The sequence below is a fragment of the Neorhizobium sp. BETTINA12A genome (genome assembly GCF_023006485.1).
In the GTDB taxonomy this organism is placed as follows: domain Bacteria; phylum Pseudomonadota; class Alphaproteobacteria; order Rhizobiales; family Rhizobiaceae; genus Neorhizobium.
The window spans coordinates 36,428-47,951 of record NZ_JALBGW010000029.1 but is presented as its reverse complement, the minus strand read 5'-3'; the positions used below and the strand labels follow the sequence as shown (position 1 = coordinate 47,951).

The window sequence follows — 11,524 nt, the reverse complement described above, 5'->3', positions numbered from 1 at the left end:
GACGGCGGCACCCGCCGGGCCGCCGATAATCGCGCCGGTGACGGCGCCGCCTGCGGCTCCGTTGACGGTGCCTTGCTGGGCGGAAGCAGCAGGTGCGAGGGCGCCAAGGGCCACGGCGGAAAGAACGATGATCTGGGTCTTCATGATAGTCTCCTTCTACATGTTGTGAGCGGGCGGGTGATTTGCGCCGCGCCCTTCGAACGGGATCGAGGCCGTCTATCGCGTGACTGGTGCAGGCGGCTCGATCTTCGGCAGGGTGACGCCGATATCGACGTCATGGTTTCCGAGATAACCAGCTTCGAAGAGGAAGAACCCACCTGCGATGACGGCCACCAGCAGGATGACGGCAACGGCCCAGCCGCCGCTGCCGCTCGTACGGATCACTATCGGTTCTCGGTCACTCATGGTTTTCTCCTGTGTTCAGCGCTCAGCCGACCAGGATGTAAACAACCTCGTGGGTCGAGGGATCGACGATGATGATCCGCCCGTCCGCCAGGACGAAGTATTCGTAACCGCGATAGGCGGGCACGATCTCGACGATGCGCGGCGGCAACGGATGCAGTTTCACGGTCGTTGGAACCGCGACGCCGACATTGACGTCAACATCCACATTCACCGGCTCGACCTTGTTCTGGACGAGGATCTTGCGCACTTCGGTCTTCTGTTCAGTGGAGATGTTGATGCTTCCCGTGGTCTCGTTGGAAGGCTTATCGGTGGCGGCTTGGTTCGAACCGGGCTGCTGAGCACCATTATTCTGTCGGGCAGTGTCATCGGTTGCCGGTTTGCGCGCATCAGTTCCCGAGCCTGAACCGGAATTGGCGGTCGTCGAACTGTCGTTCTGGCCGGCAGGCTTCTGTTGCGCCGTATTGTCCTTGGCGCCTGGCTGTGTATCGCCCGTTTGTGCCTTCAGGGAATCGGTCGATTTTCCCTGAGCAGCGTTGTCACCGTTCTTGGGCTTCAGGCGCTGCTGGTCGCCGCTTTGGGCCTGGGCGCTCGTTTTGTCATTGCCGCCGGCCGAGCCCTGTGGCTGTTGTGTCGCCGCGCCCATATTCTGCTGCGGCTGAGCCTGTCTGGCGCCGGACGAATTGTCCGAGCCTGGCTTGACCTTGCGGGGCAAGACTTGATTACTGCCGTCCTGTCCGGTCTGATTATCCTGGGTTTGAGCGATTGCCGGCGCTACCGAAAGGGTCGATCCGGCGAGAAGCGCAATCGCGAGCGTCTGTTTCATCGAGAGTTTCATGATGTTTCCTCCATTTTCTGGTTCACCGGCGAGCCCGCTGATGGGCCGCACTCACACCTCGAACTGCGGCTGCCACGGCTCGTTCCGGGTTTTGGGCTTCAGTCTGACGCGGCCGGACTTCAGGCCGACCCTTTCTGGGCCTTTGGTCTGATGGGGCAGGCTAAAGGTCCAATGGGGGATGAAATCGAGGAATTGCGCTGTTAAGGTGCCGTTGATCCTGGAGGTTTTTCAGGAGGTTCCGTCATGGACAACTGCGTTTCCCAGGCCAGATGGCTATTGATCCCCGTCGCAGGGCTTTTATCCTTATCGCCACTTTGGAAGCGCTTGCCGTGTAACGGATGCAGACCCCGGTTCCTGCGCGATCATCGGTCCTTTTCAGCGCAGAACCTTGCCCGCCGGCTGCCGTGTTTATGGGTCGGCGGGCTCTTTGACCGGCGACAGAGCACGGAACCATAAGGGCGGGCGTCCGGTTTAGACCTTGCAAAACAGTTCAAAAATGCCTCACGCAGGAGATGGCCACACGAGGAGCGAGAGATGCCGACGCGTAGAATGCTTGTCCTGAGCGGAGCGCTCACCGCAGTCATTGCAGCGGTGCTGCCGTGGAAGGTTGTCGCCGGCGCGGACGGCCTGCCGCGTATCGCTCTGTCGACCGTTGCCGCTAAGGACGGCAATGGTGATGGTGGCAGCGGAAACGGCGGCGGCAGCTCCAGCGGGAATGGCAGCGATAATGGCGGCAGTTCCGGCAATAACGGCAATGGTTCCAGCAACGGCAATAGCGGCGGTAACGGTAACGCCGGTGGAACCGATACCGGCAGCGGCAGTACCGGCTCGGGAACCGGTATTGGTCCCGGAGCGGGATCGGCTCCGGCAGGCGAAGCTGTAAATCCCGGCAAAGCCGCCGCGTCTCCAGCCCAGCCCGCAGCCCCGGCACCTTCGGTCCCGGCGGCTCCCTCGAAAGCCGGCGTCGAGGTCGATGTTCGCGGAACGTCGATAACAGTCAGACATCACAACGGCGCGACGGAACGAATCTCTCAAGGGCGTTACGAGATGCGGGATTCGCAATCCCGCACCATCGTCAATCGGACCGCAACCCCCTCGGATGCGTCAAGACTGCGATCGTTCGGCCGTTGACCGCTGGTCGGTCGCATCGCGAAGGGCGAGTGCCGCCTCCGTCCGGTTGGTCACCTTCAGCTTCGAGAGGATGCGGGTCATGTGATGCTTGACGGTCTTCTCGTGAAGATCGAGCTGCCGCGCCACCCGCTTGTTGCTGAGCCCGGACGCAACGAGGCTCAGAACCTCCTGTTCGCGGTCGGTCAGTTCCGACAAGAGGTCGGGCTTTATCGGGGCTTCGCTGGAAGCGGATAGGCCGGCAATCAGCCGCGCGGAAAGGCTGGGCGAAACATAGCTCTCGCCGGACGCCACCGTTCTGACCACGTCTGCCAGGCCCCTCGAACCGACACCCTTGAGGACATAACCTTTTGCACCGAGTTTCAGGGCAGTGGCGATGTCTTCGCTCGCCTCCGAAACGGTCAGCATGACGATCTTGAGGTCAGGGCAAAAATCGAGCGCTTCGGTTATGGCCTCGAGGCCGTTGCCGGGCATCGAAATATCCATCAGCATCACATCCGGGCACAGTTCCCGCACGATGCGCAATGCGTCCTCCCGGGAACCGCCTTCGCCGACCATTTCGAAATCCTCGATCTCCCCCAAGCTGCGCGTCACTCCCTCCCTGAACAACGGATGATCGTCGATAACCGCTATCTTTATTCCTGCCATCAAGCCTGCTCCATTTCATGCGTGTTCAGCGACATCCTGACCGTGGTGCCGTCTTTCGATGAGGTGATTGCAAATGTGCCGCCGAGGCTTTCGATGCGCTCTCTCAAACCTGCCAGCCCGAGACCTTCCGGGCGTATGCGCTGGGGATCGAAACCCGGCCCACGATCGCCGACTTCAACGACGACATTGCCGTTGTCAAAGCTCTGGCGAACGCTCTGATCCAGGCCGCCGCCATGCCGGAAGCCGTTGTTGAGCGCTTCCTGGACGAAACGATAGATGCAGATCTTGGCCGAAGGCGAAAGGGGCCTCGATCGGCTCGACGTCTTGAGCGCGACATCGACACCGGTCCGCTGCCGATGAGCATTGACGGCGCGCCGCAGTACGTCGGGCAGTTCGGCGGCCTCGATCTGCGGCAGGACAAGACCGCTGCAGATGCTGCGAATCTCGTCCATCGCCTCGTCGAGCCGGGCCTTGATGGTGGTGACCTCCTCTTCGCGCGCGGTCGGCGACGTCGCGGGATCGGTCAGGAGCCGGCTGTCCACCCGAAGCGCGGCATAGGCCACGAGTTGGGCTGGCCCGTCATGCAGGTCGGCCCCGAGCCGGCGCAGATAACTCTCGTTAAGCGCGGTGGCCCGCCGCGAGGCCCGCTGCGCCCGCGCGTGAAGAGCCTCGTTCTGCGACAGCAGATCGGACAGTTCCGCCACCCGCTGCGTCAGCGCCTGTCGCTGGTGGTCGATCGTCCGGCTGCCGCGGAAAACGATTGCTGAAAGAATGAGGAAGAAGGCGAGCGTGACGCCGGCGACCGCCCCCCAGCTTCGAAGCTGGGCCTGATAGAGGCTGCGCTGGAAATCGCCCGCAACCTCGTAGAACTCCGAGACCGCGACGACCTCGCCCGACCAGGGCTGCAGGATCGGATTGTAGATTTCGAGAAGCGGCAGGCCGGCCGACCGCTCAAAATTGCTTTCGGGGTCTTCGGCAGGCCCGAACCGTGCCACCATCTGTCCGGAAAATGCGGTTCTGAGATTGTCGCTCGGCCCATATTTCTGCCCGATCATGCTTTTGTCGGTCGCATAAAGCACCGTGCCGTCGCGGCGCCAGAGTTTGAAGGATATGACCTTCCCCCCGAGAGCGCCCTGGCCGAAGGTCTCGTCGAGCGCGCGGGTGGTGACGTCGTCGAGCGTCTGGTTGGTCTTCATGTCGGGAAGCAGCGGGGCGATGATACTGTCGACATAAAGGGCCGTGGACGCGGCCGAATTGCGGGTGACCGTCGCCTCGATCACGCTCGTCACATAGGCGCCGACCAGAAGCATCGCCGCGAAAGCGACCAGCCCACCCGCGAGCAGAAACTGCCGGGCGAGGGATTGGTCGTTCCAGCGATCAAGAATTCCGCCGAGCCGCATCAGCATGCCGTTCCGATAACCCGCACAACGCGAGCCGATGCCCCGCAACGCATAAGGGGGGCGATCCGTTGCATTCGGAGTGGGCTATCTGATCCGGAAAACAAGCGCCGCCCGCCGATAGCCGCAGGGATATCCCGGAAAATGGACGGCGTCCGGGTTGGAGCCTCCCGAGGTCTCAGCTTTTGTCACGCCGTCCCGGCTGCGTTGAACTTGAACAAGTAGTCATGCTCAGTGAGCTGATCCAGAAGCGTGTAGCCCTTGGCCTCGAGGAAGCTCTGCATCCTGTCAATGTTCCGACATTCTATAACCATGAACCTGAAATTATGGCGGTCAAAATCAACGCCCATCAGGACTTCGAGCTCGGCACCTTCAACATCCAGCGACAGGATATCCATCAGTGCTGGCGCGTTGCCCTCGTCAAGGATCGTGCTGAGCGGCTTTGCGACTGCACCGAACTCGAATGTCGCTTCCCGATTCCTCAGGAATTGGCGCGAAAGTTCCAGATGGGCCGCTACGCTCTCCAAGTCGACCTCGACATTCGTGGAGACGCTCATCAAGTTGCCGTAGCTCATGTCCACGTACTTGTGAGGGTAACCGAATCGCACGCAGGCATTGCAGAATATTGCGTTCTTCTCGCTGCGATTCTTCCGGCATTCCAGAAAATTGTTTGGAGAGGGTTCAATCAGAATCCCGCTCCATCCGCGATTTTTTTCGAAATAATAGGTGTTGGACTGGCGAATGCCGTCGTTGGCGCCGAGTTCTACGTAGAACCCGTTATCGTAGTCGATATATTTCTCGATCTTCCGATCCAACTCGTTGAGCCCGAAATACGCACTAACAGGCTTCTTCTTTTTAAAAGGAGAACGTAGTCTGGGCATCGAAATTCACTCCGTTAGTCCGCAAACAAGCGAGGTGCGGCTCCAGATTTGGCATCGAGGACGGTTGGGGCCCGGCACCGGTTTCTGTCAGCGTTTGGGGAATATCTTTCTCAGGATACGCTTCAGCTTCTTTTCCTTTTTCTTTCGATAGCAATGCTCGCGCATATAGATATCGTCGGCAAGGAAGTTCGTTGCGGGCACCTGCGGATGGCGTAGTGGAAACTCCACACCCTGGCGGGGCAGTTCGGCGACGTTGCTCGCATCCAGCGTATGGGTTGCGTCTGCCCGGAAGCCCAGATTGCTGATCAGGTTGTGCTGCGGCTGTATGCTGATCTGCCTTTGAAGCCACTGCGAAAAGACGAATTGGTAGCCCCAGGCGTCCAGCCCATCCTCGAACACGCGATTGAATGCCTTGATCCAATGTGCGAATTCATCGGGATAGGCGACAGTGTTGAGCCAGCCGTTCTCGCGCAAGGTTCCCCAGTGCGATATCGACACGTCGTAATTTTGCCAGACCCGGCGCCAGGTGGCCCAGCCCCAGATGAGCGGGTATCGGCTGAAGAAATAGCTATCCTCGACCGTTACCCGGCCGTGCGTGAGATTCGAACCATTGATGGAGCCGACGCGCTCGTCATCCTCGTATTTTTCCAGAAGTTCGGTGCAATAGCGGAAGAAGCTGGGATCCGGCAGGCAATCGTCTTCGATGATGATCGCGCGATCGGTCTGCGAGAATACCCAATCCAGTCCGGAGGAAATGCGCTTGCGGCACCCCAGGTTTATCTCTGAATAGTTGCGGAAGACCTCGCAGTCCCAGTCGATGTTCTCGACCACCTGCCTCGTTCTGGCGCATTTCTCCGCTTCGTTTGCGCGGTCCGCTCGCGGACCATCAGCAATGATAAAAAGCTTGCTTGGGCGCGCCTTGGCGATTTCCCGGAACACCGATTCGGTGAGATCTGGTCTGTTGAAAATGATGAAGACTACAGGTGCAATCGAATTTGCTTCGCTCATCTATCCACTCGATTACGGACCTGAAGGAGATCGAAATCGCCGTCCCAAGTCTGGAGGCCGCCTTTAACAGGATGGCGTTGCATGACCGGTCCACTACGCTGCAGCACCCATCCTGTCCGGTCTCGTAAACCAGATTTTTCCTTTGAGCAAGCGAGTGAGACGTCGGATAGGGACGCCTTGCCGAGCCCGCAGGTGTCGATCCGACAATCCTGTCCTGCTAACTCAGGCCGACGTAGGCATCCTCGACGCAAGGCGGGACAGCAGCAGCCTCAGCCGGTCTTCGGCGGCGTGCCTTTCGCGTTCGAAATGCTCCAGGCGCTGCCGGCCCAACTCTTGCCAGTGGCCGTCGCCCGGCCCCTGCGCAAGTCGTTCGATGCAGTCGGCAAGCGAATGCGCGTCATCGGGGTCGAAAAGAAGTGCGGCGTCACCTACAAAATCAGCAAATCGCTGTGGATAAAGGACTGGCTTGCCCAGCACCCATGCCTCCATGGGTGGAAGATTGGAGGGGCCGAAATAGCTTGGCATGACCAGCGCACTAGCGCCCTGATACAGGAGGCTCATGTCCTCCGATGGCACGAAGCCGAGGAAATGTGTGCTGTCCGATAGGCCGAAGCCTTCCGACATCCGCCGGATCGTGCCGGCATGCCCCTGATCGCCGCCCGCGAAGACGATGCTGGGTGCCGTGCCGTTCCGCTTGGCCAGAAGCGAACAGGCCTCCAGCAGCCTGACATGATTCTTGTGTGCCCAGAATTGCGCCGGATAGAACAGATAGCCGGGGGCAAGACCGTAACGCTCGAACATCGCTGCGAGTGCGTCCGGGGTTGACGCCGCCTCCCGCAGCAGCGGAGCGGGAGAAAAAGGCATCTCTATGAAACGGTCGCTTGCGACGCCGTAGCGCCGTGATGCCAGTTGGCTGGTGTGGAGCCCGTCCGTCAATGTTGTAGCCGCCTTGACGACCGCGCGGGAATAAAGCTCTTCGCGCTTCTCGAACTCGCGGTTTTCGGTGACCTCGGGAAACTCGGGATGTTCCAGATGGCAGAGGTCCCAGATCGTGAAAATGTAAGGCGTCGCCTGGAGGTCGAGCGCATATCCGCTCGGGGCGGTGAAGTAGACGAGATCTATTCCCTGCCGCTTTATCTCAAGCTCGAATTCCGTCATCTCTTCACGCCGTCTGCGCGCGGACTGGAAGGCCTGTGCGATCTTCTTGGAGAGTTTGCGCTTCGGCTTGACGAAATGCTTGGCCTGCAAGCCGCTGGCGGCGAGGGTCTCGATATTGCTCCCGATAGTCGTGTAGATTTCAACGTCATAGGGCTCCGGGGCGATGCGGAGCATCTGCAGGGCCGCGGTGATCGATTGGTTGAAGCCGCCTCCGACAGAGATCTTCTTTTCCAGAATCACGGCAAGTTTTAGCCGGGACTTCGCCGCTGCATCCGCTGTCGCCATCGTCAGTGCCCGGTTTTTTCAACGAGGTAGTAGACACTCCAAGTATCTCGCGAAGGCGAATTCCGTGTCAGCCATTCGCCGGTCTCTTTCAGCTTCAAGCCGGCGGCCTCTATGTGGCTTTGGATTTCCGCCGGAAAGAAATACCGCATCGGATGGAGTTCCTCGAAATTTGAAATCGCGCCCGTCTTCTTGTCTTCGACGAAGAAGGTGAATTTGACGGTCACGACATGCGCGCTGCTGTCGTGCTGCGGCTCCGCGATCCGGACAATCTTGAAACTGTCGTTTTCAGCCCGGCGGACTCGGGTTTCGGGGAGCTCATGCTCTACCGCCGGCCCGTGCCACAGGTCGAAGAGAGCGACGGATCCGTTCGACATGTGGGCGCTCAATGTCGTGAATGCGGCCGCCACGTCCGCTTCATTCGTTTGATAGCTCATGACATGGAACAGCGAGACAACCGCATCGAAGGACCGTCCAGCGTCGAAGTTCCGGAAATCGCCCTGCGTGAAGTGCGCGCGTCCTTCAGGGATATCGGCTGCCATGCCTCTTGCCTGCGCCTGCGCGAGCATGTGAGGGCTCAATTCCACGCCCAGGGTTTCGAAGCCGCTTTTGGCCAGCATCAGATCGTGCTGGCCGGTGCCGCATCCGAAATTCACCAGCGTACGGGCGCCCGGCGCAATCTCCCGCAGCAATTGCGCGACGAATTCAGCCTCTTTCGCATAGTCTTTGCCGGCATTGAGGGTGTCGTAGATTTCCGCGTAATTCGCGAACACGCTCATCGAACGATCTCGCGGACGGCGCTGGCGACCTCGTCGATATCCGCATCCGACAGCCCGAGACCGCTCGGAAGATAGAAGCCGTTGGCGCCGATATGCTCCGAGACCGGGTGATGTTCACCTGCGAAAAGCCCCATCTTCTCGAAGACCGGCTGGCGATGCATCGGCCAGAAGAATGGGCGCGTGCCGATCTTTCGGCTGGACAAGGCCGAAACGATCTCGGCGCGGGTCTTTTTCGCCGAAGGGCGGACCACGAGACCGAAAACCCAATAGATATTGTCGGCATAGTTGGTCGAGCGGGGCGCCCTGTCGAAGCAGTCGAGATCGTCCAGGCGCTCTTCATAGGCCGCGCCGATCGCTCGCTTGCGCGAAACGACGTCATCCAGTTGTTCGACCTGCGCCAGCCCCAGCGCCGCCTGCAGGTTGGACATCCGGTAGTTCCACCCCAACTCGTGATGCACGAATCGCTGCTCCTCGATGAAGCAGAGATTTCGAAGCGAACGTGACCGCTCAAGCAATTCGGGGTCGTCCGACAGGACCATGCCGCCTTCGCCCGTCGTGACATGCTTGTTGGGATAGAAGCTGAATATGCTGATATCGCCGAAACTGCCGCAGGGTTTTCCCTTGTAGGTCTGTCCATGCATCTCGGCGGCGTCCTCGATGATCTTCAAGCCATGGCGCTTGGCCAGATCGAGGATAGGGTCCATATCGACCGGCAACCCATAGATATGCACGACCATGATCGCTTTTGTACGAGGCGTGATGCGCTGCTCGATCGCCTCTGCCGTCATGTTCCAGGTGACGGGATCACAATCGACCACGACCGGCGTGGCGCCGGCGCGAACGACGGCCGCGGCACAGGAAATGATGGTGAATGTCGGAATGATGACTTCGTCGCCTTCTCCGATCTTCAGAGCCTTGACGGCGACATCCAGGGCGCATGTGCCATTCGCGACCGCGACGCCGTCGGCACGCGAAACCTTGGCGGCAAAGGCTTTTTCAAATCGGCGAACGAAGGGGCCTTCGGAGGAGACCCAGCCGCTTTCGATGCATTCTGCGAGGTACTCGGCTTCCCGCCCCTTGAATGACGGTGTGTTGACGGGGATCATGGAGCCTTCACCTTCTGGTCTGGATCGATCGAAAAATGGGTAGATGGCAAGGAGATGATCTCCTGCTCTGAAGCACCTTCGAAGATGGTTTTGTCTTCGTTTCCGGCGTAGGGGCCTTGTTTGACCTCCAGCATCTCGACGGGCTCCAGCATCTTGAAAGCGTGTCCGCCGGATGTCAGCATCAGCACGTCGCCCGCGCCGAGCTCTTCCGACCCGATATATTGCTGTTCCGATGTATAGAAATCGGCCCGCAGGCGACCACTCTTGATGACGAGCACTTCCTGGGTGAGCTGGACTGCCCGCTCGTTGAGATTGTGATAATGGGGCCGGATATATTCGCCCTCGGGGCGTTTCATGTAGGCCAATTGCTGCGAATAGCTTCCATCCGTCACGAATGTCACGCCCGGCGACGTAAATTGACTGGATATGATGATCGCAATCTCTGTCCCGTTGAAACTTATCCGCTTAATCATTTTTCATCCCAGGATTTGTGGCCCATTGGAAGCCTATACCTCTACCGTTGCAGTGTATCTAGCACCTGTCGCGGACATCCAGAAGATTTCGTCGCCCAAAACCGGACCGCCGGCCCAAAGAAGACCGGTTCGGTCTGGCTGACTTATGAACCCTGCTGCCGGTCATGCAACGATGTGTGCAATACACGCAGAAGCGGATTGGCAGCGAGGACATCCTCAAAATAAGCGGCTGCACGAGCGGTACCTTCCTGAAAGCTCAAGGGATCAGCCGCAACGCGCAGGACAGCTTCCGCGAATTCCTGGTCGGTCGTCGCAGGGACGCCGTTTCCGTGGGAAAGTAATGCCATCATCGACATTCCCCGAGTGTGGATGACAGGTTTGTGCGCGGCGATGGCATCTTGGACGACACCGGAACCCTGAAGGCTGTAGATAGCCGTTTCGTAAGGCAGCAAGACCGCGTCTACAGAATGAAAAAGTTGTTCGAATTCTTCCGGCGAAAGGCGATTGTCTTGCGGCGACACGAAGACATTCCGTTCGCCCTTCTGAAATTCTTGTAAAGCTGCATAGACGCCGCCCTCACGAAAGTCAGCCATCGAGCCCTGGATAATGAAATCCAACGGTGGCACCGCTCGGGTCTCCGTCAATTTGGTAAGAGCTGCGACGATACCCGCAAGCCGCCGGCTTCCCTTCTCGGGTCTCGGCTCGCCGAAAACACCTATCCGAAGCCTATCACCTCGATCGATTCCGGTACCGGGGATCATTGCGATATGCATGCTGCAGGGCAGATAAAACCCGCCTTCTACAGGCATGTTAAATATCTCACGAAAATGGACTGCCAATTCCTCCGTCTCGGTGAACAGGAAAATGTTGGCAGGCAATTTCGCAAGGATCGCATCGAGCCGCTTTGAACGGAGCCTTTCGTTTCGGTCACCCAGTTCCGAATTTAGAAAGCGAAGACAAATCCTGGGCGCCGCATCTCCCAATATAGCTGTCAGCTCAACGGCTGACTCAAGGGTATCGAGTTCTGCCGTCGGCACGATGACAAGATCGCCGGCCCCCAGTTGAAGGCTTTGGCAGATCTCAGCCAATTGCCTCCCGAATGCCGAAAGGGGCAGCTTGATGGTATGTGCGGATTTGATGGCGGCGAATGCCGCTCCCAGTCGTTCGAATAGATTACCATGCAGCAAGCGCGATCGCAATTTAGCCAGCTTAATCGACTTGCCGCCAAGTTTTCCGGCCGCCGCTCCCAGAAACCCGTCGTAAGTTTCTCCAGCGACGAAACTTGTCTCATGGTCCGGCAGATACATACGCAACGCAGAAATCTGGGTATGATGATGTCCGCGATTGTGAACGAGCTTTCGCTCTACAATCAGAAGCTTTTTACGCTTTCTCGCGTCGGTCATTGACCCATACTCTCTTGAATA

The 11,524-nt window shown here is 58.9% G+C and carries 12 protein-coding genes; 1 reads left to right on the top strand and 11 read right to left on the bottom strand.

Going from position 1 to position 11,524, the window contains the following annotated elements:
• Nucleotides 1-216: 216 nt before the first annotated feature.
• Nucleotides 217-405 (bottom strand): hypothetical protein, encoded by a 189-nt coding sequence (locus MOV61_RS10890; RefSeq protein ID WP_040124522.1) that lies wholly within the window; start codon nt 403-405, stop codon nt 217-219.
• A 22-nt stretch (nt 406-427) separates the two neighbouring features.
• A complete protein-coding gene (locus MOV61_RS10885; RefSeq protein WP_247136589.1) occupies nt 428-1,291 on the bottom strand; it encodes a DUF1236 domain-containing protein in 864 nt (287 codons plus the stop codon).
• Between the two features lie 483 nt (nt 1,292-1,774).
• Here MOV61_RS10885 and MOV61_RS10880 point away from each other — a divergent pair, with 483 nt between their 5' ends.
• Complete coding sequence (locus MOV61_RS10880; protein WP_247136588.1) at nt 1,775-2,371, top strand: hypothetical protein; 597 nt, start codon at nt 1,775-1,777, stop codon at nt 2,369-2,371.
• Here the strand turns inward: MOV61_RS10880 and MOV61_RS10875 are convergent.
• From MOV61_RS10875 to MOV61_RS10835, 9 genes are all read right to left on the bottom strand, one after another.
• A complete protein-coding gene (locus tag MOV61_RS10875; protein WP_247136587.1) occupies nt 2,345-3,019 on the bottom strand; it encodes a response regulator transcription factor in 675 nt (224 codons plus the stop codon). The genes MOV61_RS10880 and MOV61_RS10875 overlap by 27 nt on opposite strands.
• Nucleotides 3,016-4,422: a sensor histidine kinase gene (locus MOV61_RS10870; RefSeq protein ID WP_247136586.1), complete on the bottom strand. Its 1,407-nt coding sequence runs from the start codon at nt 4,420-4,422 to the stop codon at nt 3,016-3,018. Before MOV61_RS10870 ends, MOV61_RS10875 begins: the two co-directional genes overlap by 4 nt.
• 179 nt (nt 4,423-4,601) lie before the next feature.
• Nucleotides 4,602-5,294, bottom strand: a complete 693-nt coding sequence (locus MOV61_RS10865; protein WP_247136585.1) for an FkbM family methyltransferase — start codon at nt 5,292-5,294, stop codon at nt 4,602-4,604.
• Nucleotides 5,295-5,381: 87 nt separating this feature from the next.
• Nucleotides 5,382-6,302 (bottom strand): hypothetical protein, encoded by a 921-nt coding sequence (locus MOV61_RS10860; protein ID WP_247136584.1) that lies wholly within the window; start codon nt 6,300-6,302, stop codon nt 5,382-5,384.
• Between the two features lie 222 nt (nt 6,303-6,524).
• Nucleotides 6,525-7,745, bottom strand: a complete 1,221-nt coding sequence (locus tag MOV61_RS10855; RefSeq protein ID WP_247136583.1) for a glycosyltransferase family 1 protein — start codon at nt 7,743-7,745, stop codon at nt 6,525-6,527.
• A 2-nt stretch (nt 7,746-7,747) separates the two neighbouring features.
• On the bottom strand, nt 7,748-8,521 hold the full coding sequence (locus MOV61_RS10850; protein WP_247136582.1) for a class I SAM-dependent methyltransferase: 774 nt from the start codon (nt 8,519-8,521) through the stop codon (nt 7,748-7,750).
• Nucleotides 8,518-9,627, bottom strand: coding sequence for a DegT/DnrJ/EryC1/StrS aminotransferase family protein (locus MOV61_RS10845; protein WP_247136581.1), 1,110 nt, complete (start codon nt 9,625-9,627; stop codon nt 8,518-8,520). Before MOV61_RS10845 ends, MOV61_RS10850 begins: the two co-directional genes overlap by 4 nt.
• Nucleotides 9,624-10,100 (bottom strand): hypothetical protein, encoded by a 477-nt coding sequence (locus tag MOV61_RS10840; RefSeq protein WP_247136580.1) that lies wholly within the window; start codon nt 10,098-10,100, stop codon nt 9,624-9,626. The genes MOV61_RS10845 and MOV61_RS10840 overlap by 4 nt, the downstream gene beginning before the upstream one ends.
• A 143-nt stretch (nt 10,101-10,243) precedes the next feature.
• Nucleotides 10,244-11,503 (bottom strand): hypothetical protein, encoded by a 1,260-nt coding sequence (locus MOV61_RS10835; protein WP_247136579.1) that lies wholly within the window; start codon nt 11,501-11,503, stop codon nt 10,244-10,246.
• Nucleotides 11,504-11,524: the final 21 nt, after the last annotated feature.